Consider the following 18876-nt stretch of genomic DNA (forward strand, 5'->3'; position numbering starts at 1 on the left):
TTTGTTGAAAACGTATAAAAAACCGGAAATTACCATCCATCCCATAAAATTTAACATTTAATTCAGCAGGCATAAACTGTGCTATTCATCGGATTTTAAGTAAAAAAATATCAATCATGTAATTTTGAATGCATTTTAACGATAAAAAAACAACTCCTGTCAGTAAAACTGCTGTTTTGCTGAAAAAAAAACTTTTTTGATTAGGTATATTAACTAATTATTAAGATTTTTGTCGGACTAATTCAAAATATTTAAAAATGAAACTAAAGTTCAATGGATTCCTAGTACTTTTACTAGTACTAGTTGCGCAACTTACGTTCGCGCAAGAAAGAGCTGTTTCTGGAACAGTTTCTGACAATGCAGGAATACCTTTACCGGGTGTTAGTGTATTAGTTAAAGGGACGAAGACAGCAACGCAAACAGATTTTGATGGAAAATACTCTATCAAAGCAGCACCAAATCAAGTATTAGTTTTTAGCTACATTGGGATGAAAGCCCAAGAAGTTACAGCTAGCGCTACTACTGTTAATGCAAAACTAAAAGACGATTCAGTAGAACTGGAAAGTGTAGTAGTTACTGCATTAGGTGTTAAGAAAAGTGCTCGTGCACTTGGATATGCTACACAAGAAGTGAAAGCAGCCGACATTACAAGAGCAAACAACAACAGTCTTGCCGGAGCTTTACAAGGAAAATTAGCGGGTGTATCTATTACTCCTTCTAGTGGTGCTCCTGGAGCTTCTTCTCAGATCATAATTCGTGGTGCCCGTTCTTTCACAGGAAACAACACTCCTTTGTACGTTATTGACGGTATGCCAGTAGCATCACAAGCAGATTACAGCACAGGAAATGGTGTTAGTGGAGCTGATGTTGCTAACAGAGCAGTGGATATTGATCCAAACGAAATTGAATCTATCAACGTTTTAAAAGGTCAGGCTGCATCAGCTTTATACGGACTTAGAGCTTCTAATGGTGTAATTTTAATCACTACAAAAAGCGGTAAGAACCTAGCACAAAGCGGTAAGCCTACTATTACTTTCAACACTTCAACAAGTTTTGAAACGATTTCAAAAAAACCAAGTACTCAAAATGAATACGCTCAAGGTATTGACGGAACATTTGATCCTTACTCATCAATGAACTGGGGGCCAAAAATATCAGAATTACCTAATGACCCTGCATTCGGAGGAAACGTTGTTAATGCAAATAACGGAGGAGTTCTAAGACCTGGTAAATACTATGTGCCTCAAAGAGCGAAAGCTGGTTTAGATCCATGGGTTACACCACAAGCTTACGACAACATCAATGACTTCTTCAATACTGGAGTAACAATAAATAACACTTTAAATGTTTCTCAGTCGACAGAAAAAACAAACTATTCATTTGGTGTAGGAACTTCCAAACAAGACGGTATCATCCCTGAAACAGGTATGAACAGATATACTGCAAAAGCAGTTGTAGATACTAAACTAAGTAATGAATGGAAAACTGGTTTCTCATTTAACTACGTACAAACCAAAATCAACAAAAGTACATCTGCAAATGATGGTGCAATTGTTGGTGTATTTGCAGCTCCAAGAAGTTACGATTTAAAAGGGAATGGCTACGCCTCACCAACAAATCAATACGATCAAATTTATTTTAGACCAACTAATTTCAACAATCCATACTGGGCTGCCAAAAACAATGAATTTAGTGAAAAAACAAATCGTGTTTATGGAAATGCTTACATTCAGTATTCTCCTGTGATCAGTGAAGACGGAAGCCAAAAGCTAACCGTTAAATACCAAGCTGGTGTTGATTCATGGACAACAAATTACAGAGACATTTTTGAATTTGGAAACAAACTTGATTTATCAGGAAAAACTAGTAGTGTAGAACTTAATGGTACAACAAATGATGTACTTAACTCTCTATTTACCTTAAACTACAACTTAAACATTACTAATGACTTTAACTTAAATGTTTTAGTTGGAAACGAGTACAACCACAGAAACTCTAAAGAGTATGAGGATCTTGGAACCAATTTGAACTTTGGTGGCTGGCCAACAATTGCCAATGCAAGAATTGTAACAGCTGCAGAATACCGTAGACAAATTCGTACTGTAGGTTTCTTCAGTAATGCTGAGTTCTCTTACAAAAACATGATTTTCTTGAGCGGAACTATCCGTAAAGACATCACTTCAAATATGCCAAGAGGTAACAGAGATTTTGTTTACCCATCAGCATCTTTGGGTCTTGTACTAACAGAATTAGAAGGATTAAAAGGCAGTTCAGTTCTTTCATATGCTAAACTTAGAGGATCTATTGCTGAAGTAGGACAATCAGGAGATTACATTGGAAACTCTTACTCAACACCTAACTATGCTGGTGGATTCTGGAGTGTAAACCCAATACAATATCCATTAGACAATATTAGCTCTTTTATCCCTAACACTACGCTATACGACCCAAACTTAAAACCACAAAACACAAAATCGTATGAACTTGGGGCTGATGTAAAACTTTTCAACAACAGAGTTGGAATTGACTATACTTACTCTGAGCAAAATTCAACAAACCAAATTTTCCCTGTTCCATTAACTGGATCAACAGGAGCAAGTTCTTTTGTAACAAATGGAGGAAAAATGCTTACTAAAGTACATGAACTTAGTTTAATGGTTAACCCAATACGTACTGCTGATTTTAACTGGACATTCAATTTGAATTACTCACAAATCGACAGTAAAGTAATGGCTCTAAAAGACGGTGTAGACAATATTTTCCTAGGTGGATTCACAACTCCACAACTTAGAGCTAGCGTTGGAGATCGTTTCCCGGTAATCTACGGTACAGGATATGCCAGAGATGCAAACAATAACATTATTGTAAACGCTCAGGGTCTTCCTATGGCAGATGGAAAATTAAAAGTATTAGGAGAAGTTGCCCCTAAATTTACTTTAGGAGGTTCTACGCAATTTACTTACAAAAGAGTTTCTTTAGGAGCAGTTGTTGATTGGAAAAATGGAGGAAAAATGTACAGTGGATCTAACAACTTAATGAATTTTTATGGTGTAGATGCAAGAACTGCAGACAGAACTTCTCAGTTTGTCTATCCAGGTGTTAAACAAGACGGAACTCCAAATGACATTGTTAGAGGAGGAGCTTCTGATCCACTAGGAGCACAAAAATTACAAGCAGCTTTAAATAATATTGCAGAATCTGCAGTTTTTGACGCGAGTTTTGTAAAATTAAGAGAAGTTACTTTAGGATACCAATTCCCTAAATTATTAGACAATACTGTAGATATTAAAGCTTCTGTTTTCGCAAGAAATATCTTATTATGGTCTAAAATGCCAAATCTAGATCCGGAAGCAACACAAGGAAACAACAACTTCTCAGGTGGATTCGAACAATGGACAATGCCACAAACTAAGAGCATTGGTTTTGGATTGAACTTTACATTTTAATTAAAAAAAATCAAATGAAAAATATAAAAATAACAATAACAGCTTTAATGGCTTTATTCTTATTCCAATCTTGTTCTGAGGACAAAATGGACGAAATAAATAAGAATGTGAACAATCCGGCAGATATGGCTACCCGCTTAATCATCACGGATGTCATGGTCAATTCTGCCTTCACAGTAACAGGTGCTGATGCCTCATTTTATGCTGGTGTATATTCTGAATTAAGCGCAGGAAATCACAACCAAATGTATAATGCTCAGGTTAGAAGAGCAGATCCACAATTATCTTCAACTTACAATAATGGCTGGAACAACAGTTACAGACAACTAAGAGAACTAAATATCATTATTGATAAATGTACGGTTGGAGAAGAAAAAGGAAACTTCCAGACATTAGGTATTGCTCAAGTACTAAAAGCTTATAACTTAGCTATTCTTACAGATCTTTTTGGAGATGTTCCTTACACAGAATCTGGAAAACCGGGAGAAATCTTTCAACCAAAAGTTGACAAACAAGAGGCAATTTATTTAGACATCTTTAAAAACCTAAATGAAGGTATTGCTAATCTGAAGAAAACATCAACATATGCAAATTTACTTCTTCAGGATCCTATTTATGGTGGAGATTCAGCTAGATGGATAAAAGCAGCTAATGGATTACTAGCAAGATACACTATGAGGTTATCGCTTAGAAAAGCAGATTATCAAGGTGTAATAAACTACGCAAATGCTTCTTTCACCACTGCTGATGACGAACTTAAACTTGTAAGCAAAGGTGTTCCAAATCCATTCGCCCGATTCGAATTAAACAGAGGAGCTTTGTCTGTAGCTAAAAGTTTTTACGACATTATGGCTGCTAACGGGCCAGCAGATGCTCGTACAGCTTCATTCTTTACAAAAAAGGCTGGTGTATTCCGTCCATTTGACAATTCAAAAGAAGATGTCGAAGCTCAAGGTAGATATTCTATCTCAGCTCTTATGAGTGAAGCAAACGCGACATACTTATTAAGCTATCATGAATTATTATTCCTGAAAGCTGAAGCTCAAGCAAGATTAGGTTTACCTGAAGCACAAACTACAATGAATGCAGCTATTAAAGCAGCTTATGCTAAAAAAACAGCTGTAGCGTTTACACCAGCTCAGGCAGATACTTACACTGCTTCTATTGGAGCATTAACAGGTAATGCATTGTTGAAAAAAATCATGGTAGAAAAACATATTTCTTTCTACGAAAATGAAGGTATTGAATCTTACAACGATATTAGACGTTTACAAGCAATGGGCAATGGAGACTTTATTCCTTTGGTAAATCCAAAACCTGAATTGTTCCCACAAAGATTTGCTTACGGTCAATCTGATGTAGCTTCGAATTCAAACATTAAGGATCTATACGGAGACGGTTCTTATGTATACAAAGAAAAAGTTTGGTGGGCTGGAGGTACTAGATAATAGTATTCTCTGACTTCAGAACAACTCCTAAAAAGGGCATTCATCATCATGATGAGTGCCCTTTTTTCTGCTTACAACTTTCCCAAAAAATTAAAAATTTAACAAAACAGAAAGAGGCTTTCTCCGAAAAAAAAGAGACTGCCTCTTTTTTTTATTTCAAAAAACTACACAGAAAAAAACACTCCACAACACGTTTTTTTTAAACGCAACACCTTCCGGAACCCCAATAAAATCAAGCATTATCACATCTTAAACGAAAAACAAACATTAACATATTAACAAGTGTATTTTAACACTAAAAAAACACATCTCGTAATAAAAGCATAATATGGGTAAAAAAAAAGCTTTTTATATTAGGTAGATTAACAAATAATTAAGATTTTTACCGAACTAATTCAAAACACATAAAAATGAAACTAAAGTTCAATGGATGCTTAGTACTACTATTAGTACTAGTTGCGCAACTTACTTTTGCGCAAGAAAGAGCTGTTTCTGGAACAGTTTCTGACAATACAGGAATGCCTTTACCGGTGTAAGTGTATTGGTTAAAGGAACCAAAACAGGAACGCAAACTGACTTTGATGGTAAATACTCTATCAAAGCTTCTTCAAACCAGGTTTTAGTATTTAGCTACATTGGGATGAAAACCCAAGAAGTAGCTGCTACTTCTTCTGCAATTAATGTAAAATTATTAGATGGTGCAGCACAACAATTAGAGAGTGTTGTGGTAACGGCTTTCGGGATTAAACGTAATCCGAAAAAACTGGGGTATTCTGTAAGTGAAGTAAAAGCGGAACAAATTACCCAAAACTCAGAACCAGATTTATCAAGAGCTCTTGCCGGAAAAGTGGCTGGGGTTAACGTTAATACATCCACTGGGGTTGCCGGAGCTGCAAACCAAATCACGATTAGAGGGGTTAACTCATTAACGGGTAATACAGATCCTTTAATTATCGTTGACGGTATTGCCTACAGCAATGTATCGGTAACTTCTACGAGCCAGATCACTGGAGGTGGTGGATACGAATCAGCTTTGTCTTCATTAGATCCAAATGATATCGAAAGCATCAACGTACTTAAAAGTACAGCAGCAGCTGCACTTTATGGTTCAAGAGCAATGAACGGTGTAATCGTTGTAACCACAAAATCTGGTGCATCTAAACCAAACAAAAATCAAAAATTAAATGTAAATGTTGGAATGGGTACCTACTTTGAAACTATTGCCAACTTACCAGATTATCAAAACACTTATGGTTCAGGAGCCAACTTCCAATATTCAAATGCAAATGGTTCTTGGGGACCTCGCTTTGATTCATTAGCTACAATTCCTACATGGCCAACGCTTTTAGCTGCTTATCCTGATCAATTTGGTCCAACAGTTCCTTATGTTGCAAAACCAAATAACGTAAAAGACTTATTCAGAACAGGAACAGTATTAGACAAAACAATTGGTTTTAACTACGCTGGACAAGACGGAACTTTTAATGCAACTATTTCAGATTTACGTCAGGATGGTTACATCCCTTACAACTCTTACGACAGAACATCAATGTCTGCAGGTGGAAATTTCAAATTAAGCAAAAAATTCACTGTTGGAGCAAACTTAGCTTACTCAAAAACAAAACAAGTAGGAGGTTTCTTTGGAGAAAACCAATTTGCAGGATCATCTTCTTCATTTGCCAGAACTTTGTTCTTAGCGAGAAACTGGGATTTAAATCTTCCTTATGTTGACCCGTAACTGGTGGATCTGTGACTCCAAACGGAACTCAATTCGACCACCCACTTTGGTCTTGGCAACACGATCAAATCGTTACTAATACGGATAGAATTGTTGCAGGTATTAACTTAAACTACGTTCTTAACGACAACATTTCAGCATCTTACAGAGCGGGTATCAACAAATATTCATTAAACAGAATACAAGTTCGTGATTTAGCTTCAAGAGCAAACAACGGATTAGGTAACTTACTTAGCGATAACTATGTAAATCAAGATATTGAATCTACATTCTTATTGAACTTTAATTACGAATTAAATGAAAGCTTTAAATTAGCTACCATTGTTGGTAATAACGTTCTACAAAATGAATACACAAGAGTTGCAAATGAAGGAAGAGAATTCATTGTACCAAACATCTTTACTTTCAAAAACGTTAAAAGTATCGCCAGTTTAACTGATGAGCGCGCTATGAAAAGAAATGTAGGTGTATTTGCCGATGTAACTTTATCTTATAAAGATTATTTATTCTTAAATGCTACAGCGAGAAATGACTGGAGTTCTTCATTACCAAAAAACAGAAACTCTTATTTCTACCCATCTGTTAGTGCCTCTGCAGTTTTAACTGATGCATTGAACATCCAAAGCGAAGTTTTAACTTTTGCTAAATTAAGAGCCAGTTTCGCGAAAGTTGGTAGAGATGTACCAGCAGAATTCTTAAAAATATCTTACGATCAAGGACAAGCTTACAACGGTCTTCCTAGAATCGGAAACAATACTTTCTTAGGAGATCAGGACGTAAGACCTGAATTTTCAGAAGAATTTGAAATCGGTACAGATTTAGAATTTTTCAGAAAAAGAATTGCAGTAGACTTAAGTTTATACTCTAAAACAACAAAAGATCTAATTACTCCGGTAACTGTAGCATCTTCAACTGGATTTACAGAGTTAAACACTAATGCAGGTTCTATCAGAAACAGAGGTATTGAGCTTGGATTAACATTAGTACCTATTAAATCTAAAGACTTTACATGGTCGTTATTAACAAACTTCACTAAAAACGAAAATGAGGTATTAACCTTAAAAGAAGGTTTAGACAGAATTCAGCTTAATGCAAATCAAATTGCTTATGCAATTCCAGGACAACCATTTGGTGTATTCTACGGAACAAGATTTGCTCGTGATGCTAATGGAAATTATTTAATCAACAGATCTGGAGGAGCAGTTATTCAAGATCCTTCACTTGGAGTTATTGGAGATCCAAATGCTAAATTCAGAGTAAGTTTTGCGAATACCTTTATTTACAAAGCATGGAGTTTAAGAACTCAGTTTGACTGGAAACAAGGAGGAGATATCTCTTCTTCTACTATCGAACAATTATTAGGAAGAGGTGTAACCAGAGATACTGAAGACAGAGAAAAAACATATATCATTCCAGGTTACTATGGAAATAATGACGGAACTCCAATCTTAGATGCTAACGGAAACCAAATTCCAAATACAACACAATTAAGCATGAATGAGCTTTACTTCTCACCTGCAGGAGGAAGTACTTTCGGAATCAATTCTGTTGATGAAGCAACAATCTATGACGGAACCGTATTTAGATTAAGAGAAATAAACTTGACTTATGATGTACCAAGTAAAATTTTGGAAAAAACTCCATTTGGAAGAATTAGTTTAAGTTTTATCGCAAACAACCTTTGGTATTTTGCTCCAAACGTTCCTAAGTACACCAATTTTGATCCTGAAACGACAAGCTACGGTAATTCAACATTACAAGGTATAGAAACTTCAGCTGCTCCGACTGCAAAAAGATGGGGTTTCAAAATTAATTTAACATTTTAATACAAAACGACATGAAATTATATAATTCTATAAAAAATAATAAAACTGCTCTGGTTTTATTATCTCTCACTACTTTTTTCAGTAGCTGCAGTAATTATTTAGATGTTGATAAAGATACTGATGACCCAACGGTTGCTCCATTGAATTATTTACTAACTCAAATCCAAAGCGATATTGCTGAAATAGGTGAATTCAATTTAAACACAGGTGATATCCTTGCGGTTTACACGCACCAGATGACAGCCAGAGAGGAAGAAGATCAGTACGGAGTAAAAGTCGATAATATTCCTATGAATAATGACTGGAACGCAGTTTACCTGAGTCTGACTAATCTTGAAACCCTAATAGAACAATCTACTAAATCTGGAGATTTAGTATACTTGGGTATTGCTCAAATGCAAAAAGCGTATATCATGGCATATGCCGTAGACATGTGGGGAGATGTTCCGTACAGCGAAGCGACTAAATTAACTACTGGTAACCTTGCGCCTAAATTTGACAATCAAAAAGAAATCTATGCAAGTATTTTTAAATTAATCGATCTTGCAAAAGTGAACTTAAAAAGTAATGCCGGTTTAAAAAAACCAGGTGGTGATGATATATTCTATGGTGGAAGTAACACTAAATGGATAAAATTTGCCAATACTTTTAAACTAAAATTATACAATCAAACACGATTAACTTCTGATTTTGATCAGGCAGGATTTAACGCTTTAATAGCTGAAGACAACTTCTTCTCTTCTAATGCTGATGATTTCCAATTTGCACGTTTCAATATAATTTCGCCAACAAACGAAAGAAACAGGTTGTTTATCGAATCTTATGAAAGTACACAATTTGGATCTTACCAAAGTCCATGGATGTATGAAATCCTGAAGGGAGTAAACCCTAATATTCATAACGGGAACCCAGATCCTAGAATGAAATATTACTACTACAACCAATTAAAACCAAACCAATTCCCACCTGACCAAGGAAACACTACAACAGGAAATCCTGGTGCAGATTATTGGGATAAATCAACTGGTTTTGTTAGTATCCGATTTGGGAGTACAGGTCCTGACAGAGATAAAAGTGCAGAGAACACTTTTACCTATCCTGGTATCTTCCCTTCTGGTGGTAGATATGATGACGGACAAGGTGGTTCAGTTTCAACTTTAGCTGCAAAATCAGGAACAGGTATAGCACCACACAGAATATTAACTTATGATGAATTTTTATACATTCAGGCAGAGTTAATACAAACAGGAAAACTAGCTGGAAATGCTGCTACAAAACTTCAACAAGCTGTTACAGCAAGTTTTGCTAAAGTTGACCAGGTAGTAGCTAAAAGCCAATCGCCTCAGCTTGCAACAATTCCTGTTCTTACAGGTTCTACTGCAGTGAATAACTTCATTACAAAAGTAATAGCTGAATTTAATGCAGGCGATGCTGCAAAAAAATTAGAGATTATTATGACTCAGAAATGGGTAGGTACTTTTGGAGATCCTGCTGATCAATACATTGATTACAGAAGAACTGGTTTCCCTGTATTAGCAAACCCGCTAAGTACTACAAAAGAATATCAGCTGAACAACAATGATGCTTTTCCTCTAAATGATTCACAAACTGTATTAAATAACCCTTTCCAAGTATCATGGTACTGGCCACAATCAGAATTAAATTCTAATGCAAGTGCTCCGGCTCAGAAAAACCCAGGTACTTACAAAATCTTTTGGGATCTTTAATCATTAAAAAACGAATAAAATGAAAAATATAAAACTAATATTCACATCAATGCTGTTTTTGCTAATAGCGTTCTCATGTGATGACGATGGAGGAACATCAAACATTGGCGCCGTTGAAGGAGCCACTCCAAACATCAATAAAATCGCTACTTCAGATCAGGGTATAAACATTTTAGCACTGCAAGGTGCGGGAGATCTAAACCTGGGATTAACTTTAGGAGTTTCTACCGGTGAGGTTAGCTCTATGGATGTAGTGGGTTATTTTACTAAAAGCGGTGTTGTTTCAAAAGCAACATTACAAGCTAATGTGACCACTTTCCCGGCAACATTAAAGTATACTAAAGCAGACCTTATTAAGGCATTCCCAACATTTGCAAGTTTTGGTCTTCTTGATAAATTAGTGATCACTGCTGATTTAAAATTGAAAGACGGAAGTGTTTTGAAAATGTTTACCGATAACGGTCAGCCAGCATACGGAGCTGACGTAGCCAATTCAACATTATGGAAAGTGCAACAAACTTACACGGCACTTTGTCCTTTAAATGATGCTTCTCAGTTCAATGGAAACTATAAAGTTACCGCTGATACATGGCAGGATTATGGAATTGGAGATATTGTTCCTGTAGTTTACAATGCAGCAAATGGTAAATATGTATTCCGAATTTTGAATACAGCTAACCCATATTTGATTAACGGAAGTACTTCTTATATTATTGGTACTATCAACCCGGCTACAAATGCGGTTACCGTTACAAGTAATGAGCAATGGAATTACGGACCTGGACAGGTTTACACTGTTACAGGAACTGGTAACGTTAGTTCATGTACCGGAGACATTAACTTAAAAATTAGTTTTAGCGGATCGTCTGACTATACATTCAATTTAGTTAAAGCTCCTTAATCAAAATAAATTTTATATTGAAACCACTCTGTTCACTCAGAGTGGTTTTTTTTTATACCAACAATATACCTATATTTGTCCCATGGAAAAAGAACATCAAATATTTGGAATTAGAGCCATTATAGAAGCCATTCAGGCAGGAAAAGAAGTTGATAAAGTATTTATTCAAAAAGAAATTTCCGGAGAATTAATGAAAGATTTAATGAAGGTGATGAAACGCGCTAACATTAATTTCTCGTATGTTCCTGTAGAAAAACTCAATCGCTTAACGCCAAACAATCATCAGGGAGCGGTAGCAACCATCTCCCCTATTGGTTTTATAGAATTAGAACATTTGGTTGAATCAACAATCGAATCGGGATCAAAACCTTTATTTTTAATACTAGATCAGATTTCAGACGCAAGAAATTTTGGTGCAATTATCAGAACTGCTGAATGTACCGGCGTAAACGGAATCATTGTACAAAAAGCAGGTTCGGCCCCGTAAACGGAGACACTGTTAAAACTTCGGCAGGAGCGGTATTTAATGTTCCGATTTGTAAAGTCGAACATATCAAAGATGCGATTTTTTATCTTCAGGGATCGGGAATCAAAACCGTGGCGGCAACTGAAAAAACAGATCAGAATATATACGACATTACACTAAACGAACCTGTAGCCATCATCATGGGATCTGAAGACAGAGGTATAAATCCTTCTGTACTTAAAATTGTAGATGAAAAAGCAAAATTACCGATGTTTGGATCAATTGGATCTTTAAATGTTTCTGTAGCTTGTGGTGCTTTTCTATATGAGGCTGTTCGCCAAAGAAGCTAAATAATACAAAGAATTGGGAATTACAAGACAAATTAATGTCTTCAAAAAATACTCATAACTTATTCTTTCTAAAAACCTGTAGCTTAATTGCAGTACTGTTAACTACAACCTTAAGCTACGGGTAAAATAAACATACTAAGCCAAAGATTACCTATCCTCCTTTGTCTCAGAATTAGTCAAAATATAATTAACCGGAACATCTGAATTAAAATAAGTCATTAATTCCTCCGGTTCTTCTTCTACGATCTCTGTATTTACGAAATTTCCATTTTCATCAAAATGTTTCATAAAGGGATCTTCTTCAGGATTAAAACCCGGTTTCTGCCATTCATACACAATAGGTTTTGCGTACTCCGGAGTTTTATAAATTAAAGACATAGCAAATCCTGTAATAAAACCTGCCAAATGTCCTTCCCAGGAAATGGTTTTATCTACCTCCGGAAACACGTACCAAATCATTCCGCCATAAAGCAAAATAACAGATAACGAAAGCGCGACCAATCGATAATACCCTGTTTGAATTCCTTTAAAGAAAATAAAACTGACCAAAACATAAATCAATCCGCTCGCCCCAATATGAAAATTTTCACGGCCGATAATCCACGTTATCAATCCCGAAAATAAAATACCATAGGCAACAACTGCAAAGGATTGTTTGGGATAAAAAAACTGTAATGCTGCTAATAATACCAGCAGCGGAATAGAGTTGTTGTATAAATGACTTAAATTTTCATGAATAAAAGGACTGAACAAGACACCTTGCAGACCTAAAAAATCCCTGGGATAAACACCATATTGATAAAAATCAAAGTCAAAGCGGATCTGCACCCAGTACACAATCCACAAAAAAAGAACAAAAAAAACCGGAAGTCCTATAACTGAAGTCGTAAATTTAAAGTGGTTGTCGTTCATAATTTTTCAGGTAATTTTAAATAATGACATCAAAAAACTATCCAATTACAATTTACTGATAATTTGTCAGCTAACAAGAACTTTCTTAAATGTCATTTTAGCCCTGATGGGAGCGGCATCCTTTTGTGTCTGCCGTGGCGGACGCAAAAGATACAGCGGACAGCAGGAATAGCTTCTAAAAACTATAAAATTAAAACTGAAAATAGTAATTTTACAAAATGGAAGCACCTTTAGCCGAGCGTATTCGCCCACAACATTTAGAAGATTACATCAGTCAGAGTCATTTGGTTGGACCAAATGGATCCTTAACACAGCAAATTTCGAAAGGAATTATTCCGTCATTGATCTTCTGGGGCCTCCGGGCACTGGTAAAACTACTTTGGCGCAAATCATTGCACAGGAATCCAAACGTCCTTTTTATATACTGAGTGCCATCAATTCGGGTGTAAAAGACATTCGTGATGTGATCGAAAAAGCCAAACAAAGCGGCGGATTGTTTACGGCTAAAAACCCTATTTTGTTTATTGACGAGATCCATCGTTTCAGTAAGTCACAGCAAGATTCACTTTTAGCTGCTGTTGAAAAAGGCTGGATTACATTGGTTGGTGCGACGACAGAGAACCCAAGTTTTGAAGTCATTCCTGCATTATTGTCACGTTGCCAGGTCTACATACTCAATGCTTTCACAAAAGCCGATTTAGAAGCCCTGCTGCACCGCGCCATGAAAACGGATACTTACTTGGCTTCTAAAAACATTACCTTAAAAGAAACCGAGGCGCTGCTAAGGCTTTCGGGAGGAGACGGACGAAAATTGCTGAATATTTTTGAGCTGGTCATTAATGCTTCAGCTGGTGATGAAATTATTATTACCAACGATCGGGTTTTCGAATTAGTGCAACAAAATACGGTATTGTATGACAAAAGCGGAGAACAGCATTACGATATTGTTTCGGCCTTTATAAAATCGATTCGCGGCAGTGATCCCAATGGCGCTGTTTATTGGCTCGCCAGAATGATTGAAGGTGGCGAAGATGTGAAATTTATTGCCCGAAGAATGTTGATTCTCTCCAGCGAAGATATTGGCAATGCAAATCCGACTGCCTTTATTATGGCCAACAATACTTTTCAGGCGGTCACTACAATTGGATATCCGGAAAGCAGAATCATACTGAGCCAATGTGCCATTTATCTGGCTACTTCTCCTAAAAGTAATGCCTCGTACATGGCCATCGGCAACGCACAGCAATTGGTAAAACAAACCGGTGATTTGCCCGTTCCTATTCATTTAAGGAATGCGCCAACCAAACTTATGAAAGAACTTGGTTATGGCGATGATTATAAATATTCGCACGACTATGCCAATAATTTTGCCGAGCAGGAATTTTTACCCGATGCCATAAAAGAAACGGTTCTTTACAATCCGGGGCACAATTCAAGAGAGAACAGCAACCGCGAATTTTTAAAGAACCGTTGGAAAGATAAATACGGCTATTAAAACCGTTTCTTATTTTAGAATTTTACTGAAACTTTTTCAGAAACTAACTGATCGTTTCTATAGTATTCAAAAAACCATTGATTGTCTTTTGCATTCAAAGATCCCTGGATACCATCCTTAATAGCAATAAAAGAATCAGGGCGTGATGTTTTTAACAACTTCATCACCACTTTTGGCGTTTTATCAATTAACTGATAACCATTTTCTGTTGGCTGAGCATATAATAAATTAGGATCTTTAATATCGGCTACCGGAGTTGCTTCGGCAACTTTCGCCGCAACAGTTGATGCTGTTAACGGAGTAGCTGCAACTGAGGTTTTTACCGTATTGGCGCTTTTACCGTTGTATTTGTAACGCAAAGCAGTAACCGAAACAAAAGCAAGATCCAGACATTCTCTATAAGCCACTTCATACTCCTTTTCTTTACTTTTTCCTATTGCTGATGTGAAAATTACTTTACCATAACAATCTTTAAATTCCACATAAAGCTTAGTGATTAAAAAACCACTTTCTTTCTTAACATCAGCATACAAAAGATCACAACGATCACCAAAACCTTCCGGAAGTATCTCGTTGGCATAAAAAGCCTGAAAACCCGCTTTGTTTAAATTAGCTTTTGTCATTGTTGACGTTCTGTATTGGTTTTCTGTTTTAAGAAAATCATATTTTAACGGTACAATAACAGCTTTGTAATCATTAACCGATTGCGAAAACCCGATAATTGATGTAAGGAATGCGAGCAACAAAAATTTTATTCTCATAATTATAAATATTTTTTAAGTTCTAATAAATGGTTTACTTGTTTGATATTTTGCGGAGCTTCAATTCTTTTTTCATTAAAAAAAATAGCGTCCAGACCAGCATTTAATGCTCCATTGACATCGGCATCCAGACAATCACCGATCATAACGCTACTTTCTTTCGAAGCTTTTGCAATGTTTATCGCATAATCAAAGATAATACTATTTGGTTTTTTAACACCTGCCAGTTCAGAATTTGTTATGGTTTCAAAATAACCCGAAAGTGCCGCATTATTAATTTTCTTATCCTGAACATTTGCAAAACCGTTGGTGATAATGTGCAGTCTGTATTTTGGTTTCAGATACTCTAAAACTTCAATCGCTCCTTCGAAAAGGTGATTGTTATCGGTTAAAAACTCAATATAATCATTGGCAATTTCATTGATGCTTTCATCTGAAATGACATAATTTAAAGCATCAAAAGAAAACTTCAATCTATTGTAACGCAGCTCCAGATGTGTTATTTTATCGTTTTGATACAATTTCCAGCATTGCTGATTGATCGGAGCATACTTTTCAATAAAATCCTGTGTTTGAATTTCGGGATATTTACTTTTAAAAATTCGATCAAAAGCCATTTCTGAGTTCTTGTCAAAATCCCAAAGTGTGTGGTCTAAGTCAAAAAAGACATCGGTAATAGTGGTATTCATAATTTATAAAATTCCTTGATCTACAAAACTATAATATTTTGTTTCAGTTATAATCAAATGATCCAAAACTTTAACATCTAAGCTGTCACCGGCTAACTTTATTTTTTTTGTAAGCATTTTGTCTGCCTCACTGGGCTGCAAACTTCCCGATGGATGATTGTGACACAAAATCAAACCGGTAGCCCCGATTTCAAGCGCTAATTTAAAAACAATACGCACATCGACAGTGGCCCCGGTAATTCCACCTTTACTTAACTGGGATTTAGAAATTACTTTATTCGAATTATTCAGAAAAAGCACCCAAAATTCTTCGTGTGGCAATTCTCCGATTAGGGGCTGCATAATATCAAAAACCGTTTTGCTGGAAGTGATTTTAGCAAACTCAGCTACATCCTCCGATCTTCGACGGCGCCCTAACTCCAGAGCAGCAATAATTGCAATAGCCTTAGCCTCTCCTATTCCTTTGTATTTTAACAACTGCGTAATTGATAGTTTGCCTAAAGCATTGAGATTATCAACACTCAATAGAATCTTTCGACTCAGATGTACTGCCGATTCATTTCGACTACCTGAGCGAATTAACAGTGCAATTAATTCGGCATCACTCAAGGCTTCTTTACCTTTAAGGATCAACTTCTCGCGAGGACGATCTTCTTCAGACCAATCTCTTATAGAAAAATAAGTTGCCAAAAAATCCGGGGTTTCACTTGTTGTTTTTACAACTTTTAAACTTGCTCTCATTTTACAATACTCTTAGAAGTTAATATCTAAAAATAAGAAAAATCTTTCAATAAAAACAATATTAATCTCAAATTAATTATTTCAACTATATAATAGCCCATCAAAATGTCTTACCTTAACTACATGAAAATAATAAGTGCTTTTCCCCTCTTCTTTCTTCTACTCTCCTGTAATCAAAAAGAGGGTAAAACTGCTGTTGCAGAAAGCTTACCATTAGGTACTGCAAAAACTTTCCCCGAAAAATTATCTAATGCGGCATTACTAATTATTGATCCCTCCATAGATTACGACCCTGCTTACTTTTCAATAACTTATCCTAATGGGGATATCCCTTCAAACAAAGGAGTCTGCACTGATGTTGTAATTCGATCTTATCGAAAATTAAATATTGACTTACAGAAAGAAGTGCATGAAGATATGGCTGCCAATTTCTCTGTTTATCCGTCTTTACAAAAATGGGGACTGACTTCTACCGACACTAATATAGACCATCGCAGAGTTCCTAATTTGTCCGTCTTCTTTGAAAGAAAAGGAAAAAAACTTCCTGTAACTCAAAATGCAAATGATTATAAAACAGGCGAAATTGTTACCTGGCTAATTAATAACAAACTGGACCATATTGGAATTGTCACATCCAAAAAATCAGCAGACGGCAAACGAAACTTAATTGTACATAACATTGGCAGCGGACAAGTTCTTGAGGACTGTCTGTTTCAGTATAAAATTACCGGACATTATACCTATTGGAAATAAACATACGTAAAAGTTCTAAAAAAAAATGCCAACTGCAAAACTGCAATTGGCACATTATCTAATTTTCAAATTGACTAATTAATCAACTCTTTTACATCATCAAAATTCAACCCTCCGTAGTTTCCGGAACTCATCAGTAATAATGCCGAATTTTCAAGATTCAAATTGAACAGGTATTCTTTGAACTCAGCAGGATTTGTGTAAATAATTAAATCTTCGCGATTAAAAGAACTTGCAATTTGCTCATAAGTTACTTCTTCCAATTGTTTAATTTTTACGGCATCCGGCGAATAGAATACCACTGCGACATCTGCATACTCAAGGGCTCCTTCGTATTCTTTTAGAAAGGCTGCATTTAAACTGCTATAGGTATGCAATTCCAGACAAGCTATTAAAGTTCTGTTCGGATATTGCTCTTTTACGGCTTTTGTCGTTGCAGCTACTTTACTTGGAGAGTGTGCAAAATCTTTATACGCTACTTTCCCTTTTCCTTCCGCAATTTTTTCCAATCGTTTTGAAGCTCCTTTAAAACTGGCAATTGCTTCATAGAAGTCTGCTTCATCAACGCCCATATTCTGGCAAATCCATTTGGCTCCGGCCAGATTGTTTAGATTATGCGCCCCAAAAACTTCAATTGGCATATCGCCTTCAGGAGTTTCTAATAAAGTTACTCCATCACTTACGGTATACTTGGGAGTGGAATAGGCTAATTTTCGAATTGGGTTTGTAGCGGCTTCTGCAACACGTTTTACTTCCGGATCATTTTCGTTGTACACCAAAATACCTCCATTAGTAATTTTCCCGATAAAAATTTCGAATTGCTCAACATAGTTCTCATATGTTGGAAACACATTGATATGATCCCAGGCAATTCCGGAAATCAAAGCAATATTGGGTTGGTACAAATGAAATTTAGGACGTCTGTCTATTGGAGAAGACAGATACTCATCCCCTTCCAAAACCATAAAATCATTCTCTTCGGTAAGATGCACCATCGTATCAAAACCTTCTAACTGCGCTCCAACCATATAATCTACTTCGATATTATGATAATGCATTACGTGCAAAATCATCGAAGTTATTGTAGTTTTTCCATGAGAACCTCCTATTACCACACGGGTTTTATTCTTAGACTGCTCGTACAAAAATTCCGGATAAGAATAAATTTTCAAACCTAATTCCTGCGCTTTTAGCAACTCCGGATTATCTGCTTTTGCATGCATTCCGAGGATTATGGCATCAATATCGGCAGTGATTTTTTCAGGAAACCAACCCAGTTCAGCCGGTAAGATTCCCTTTTTTTCCAATCTTGATTTTGAAGGTTCAAAAATAGCATCATCACTTCCTGTAACCTGATATCCTTTATTGTGCAATGCAAGTGCTAAATTGTGCATGGCGCTTCCGCCTATGGCGATGAAATGTGTTTTCATTGAATACGTTAAATCGTTTGTTTGTTGAACCGTTTATTCGATAAAACGAAAATAGAATTCAACGCTTAAATCGGTTAATTATTTTTCAAAAATAAGGAATTATAAAATGTCTCATTTGCTTTTAGGGATAAATTAGTAATTTGTACAAAATTTATTTGAGTACTCTCCCAACCTTTAGTGAAAAATAACACTC

13 protein-coding genes and 2 pseudogenes are annotated in these 18876 nt (G+C 36.0%); 10 read left to right on the top strand and 5 right to left on the bottom strand.

Annotation, left to right across the window (positions count from 1 at the left end):
- Positions 1-257 precede the first annotated feature (257 nt).
- The 8 genes and pseudogenes from OLM61_RS05025 (at position 258) to rlmB (ending at position 11902) form a co-directional block, all read left to right on the top strand.
- On the top strand, positions 258-3446 hold the full coding sequence (locus OLM61_RS05025) for a SusC/RagA family TonB-linked outer membrane protein (protein ID WP_264525348.1): 3189 nt from the start codon (positions 258-260) through the stop codon (positions 3444-3446).
- 14 nt (positions 3447-3460) lie between these two features.
- On the top strand, positions 3461-4894 hold the full coding sequence (locus OLM61_RS05030) for a SusD/RagB family nutrient-binding outer membrane lipoprotein (RefSeq protein ID WP_264525349.1): 1434 nt from the start codon (positions 3461-3463) through the stop codon (positions 4892-4894).
- Between the two features lie 410 nt (positions 4895-5304).
- A complete protein-coding gene (locus OLM61_RS05035) occupies positions 5305-5430 on the top strand; it encodes a hypothetical protein (protein WP_264525350.1) in 126 nt (41 codons plus the stop codon).
- A gap of 5 nt (positions 5431-5435) precedes the next feature.
- A complete protein-coding gene (locus OLM61_RS05040) occupies positions 5436-6632 on the top strand; it encodes a TonB-dependent receptor plug domain-containing protein (protein WP_264525351.1) in 1197 nt (398 codons plus the stop codon).
- Positions 6633-6643: 11 nt separating this feature from the next.
- Complete coding sequence (locus OLM61_RS05045) at positions 6644-8458, top strand: TonB-dependent receptor (RefSeq protein ID WP_264525352.1); 1815 nt, start codon at positions 6644-6646, stop codon at positions 8456-8458.
- Between the two features lie 11 nt (positions 8459-8469).
- Positions 8470-10185: a SusD/RagB family nutrient-binding outer membrane lipoprotein gene (locus OLM61_RS05050; protein ID WP_264525353.1), complete on the top strand. Its 1716-nt coding sequence runs from the start codon at positions 8470-8472 to the stop codon at positions 10183-10185.
- Between the two features lie 19 nt (positions 10186-10204).
- Complete coding sequence (locus OLM61_RS05055; protein ID WP_264525354.1) at positions 10205-11086, top strand: hypothetical protein; 882 nt, start codon at positions 10205-10207, stop codon at positions 11084-11086.
- An 82-nt stretch (positions 11087-11168) separates the two neighbouring features.
- Positions 11169-11902: pseudogene (gene rlmB, locus OLM61_RS05060) on the top strand (23S rRNA (guanosine(2251)-2'-O)-methyltransferase RlmB).
- A 147-nt stretch (positions 11903-12049) separates the two neighbouring features.
- Here the strand turns inward: rlmB and OLM61_RS05065 are convergent.
- Positions 12050-12814, bottom strand: a complete 765-nt coding sequence (locus OLM61_RS05065) for a rhomboid family intramembrane serine protease (RefSeq protein ID WP_264525355.1) — start codon at positions 12812-12814, stop codon at positions 12050-12052.
- Positions 12815-13032: 218 nt separating this feature from the next.
- On the opposite strand from OLM61_RS05065, the pseudogene OLM61_RS05070 reads away from it, so the two are divergent.
- Positions 13033-14309 (top strand): annotated as a pseudogene (locus tag OLM61_RS05070) (replication-associated recombination protein A).
- Between the two features lie 14 nt (positions 14310-14323).
- Here OLM61_RS05070 and OLM61_RS05075 read toward each other — a convergent pair.
- From OLM61_RS05075 to radC, 3 genes are read right to left on the bottom strand one after another with little or no spacing between them, the layout of a single operon-like run.
- Positions 14324-15070, bottom strand: a complete 747-nt coding sequence (locus OLM61_RS05075; protein WP_264525356.1) for a hypothetical protein — start codon at positions 15068-15070, stop codon at positions 14324-14326.
- Between the two features lie 2 nt (positions 15071-15072).
- Complete coding sequence (locus tag OLM61_RS05080) at positions 15073-15759, bottom strand: YjjG family noncanonical pyrimidine nucleotidase (protein ID WP_264525357.1); 687 nt, start codon at positions 15757-15759, stop codon at positions 15073-15075.
- A gap of 3 nt (positions 15760-15762) precedes the next feature.
- Positions 15763-16500 (bottom strand): RadC family protein, encoded by a 738-nt coding sequence (radC, locus tag OLM61_RS05085; protein ID WP_264525358.1) that lies wholly within the window; start codon positions 16498-16500, stop codon positions 15763-15765.
- A 123-nt stretch (positions 16501-16623) separates the two neighbouring features.
- Here radC and OLM61_RS05090 point away from each other — a divergent pair, with 123 nt between their 5' ends.
- Positions 16624-17253 carry a DUF1287 domain-containing protein gene (locus OLM61_RS05090; RefSeq protein ID WP_264525359.1) on the top strand — a complete coding sequence of 210 codons (630 nt, stop codon included), beginning with the start codon at positions 16624-16626 and terminating at the stop codon, positions 17251-17253.
- A gap of 74 nt (positions 17254-17327) precedes the next feature.
- On the opposite strand, the gene OLM61_RS05095 is transcribed toward OLM61_RS05090, so the two are convergent.
- Positions 17328-18683, bottom strand: a complete 1356-nt coding sequence (locus OLM61_RS05095) for a UDP-N-acetylmuramate--L-alanine ligase (protein ID WP_264525360.1) — start codon at positions 18681-18683, stop codon at positions 17328-17330.
- Positions 18684-18876 lie beyond the last annotated feature (193 nt).

This window comes from Flavobacterium sp. N502536, from assembly GCF_025947345.1.
GTDB lineage: Bacteria > Bacteroidota > Bacteroidia > Flavobacteriales > Flavobacteriaceae > Flavobacterium.

Bases quoted from the DNA above. Each gene is read 5' to 3' on its own strand.
- OLM61_RS05025 (WP_264525348.1), top strand. From the start codon at position 258: ATGAAACTAAAGTTCAATGGATTCCTAGTACTTTTACTAGTACTAGTT.
- OLM61_RS05030 (WP_264525349.1), top strand. From the start codon at position 3,461: ATGAAAAATATAAAAATAACAATAACAGCTTTAATGGCTTTATTCTTA.
- OLM61_RS05035 (WP_264525350.1), top strand. From the start codon at position 5,305: ATGAAACTAAAGTTCAATGGATGCTTAGTACTACTATTAGTACTAGTT.
- OLM61_RS05050 (WP_264525353.1), top strand. From the start codon at position 8,470: ATGAAATTATATAATTCTATAAAAAATAATAAAACTGCTCTGGTTTTA.
- OLM61_RS05055 (WP_264525354.1), top strand. From the start codon at position 10,205: ATGAAAAATATAAAACTAATATTCACATCAATGCTGTTTTTGCTAATA.
- OLM61_RS05065 (WP_264525355.1), bottom strand. From the start codon at position 12,814: ATGAACGACAACCACTTTAAATTTACGACTTCAGTTATAGGACTTCCG.
- OLM61_RS05075 (WP_264525356.1), bottom strand. From the start codon at position 15,070: ATGAGAATAAAATTTTTGTTGCTCGCATTCCTTACATCAATTATCGGG.
- OLM61_RS05080 (WP_264525357.1), bottom strand. From the start codon at position 15,759: ATGAATACCACTATTACCGATGTCTTTTTTGACTTAGACCACACACTT.
- radC (WP_264525358.1), bottom strand. From the start codon at position 16,500: ATGAGAGCAAGTTTAAAAGTTGTAAAAACAACAAGTGAAACCCCGGAT.
- OLM61_RS05090 (WP_264525359.1), top strand. From the start codon at position 16,624: ATGAAAATAATAAGTGCTTTTCCCCTCTTCTTTCTTCTACTCTCCTGT.
- OLM61_RS05095 (WP_264525360.1), bottom strand. From the start codon at position 18,683: ATGAAAACACATTTCATCGCCATAGGCGGAAGCGCCATGCACAATTTA.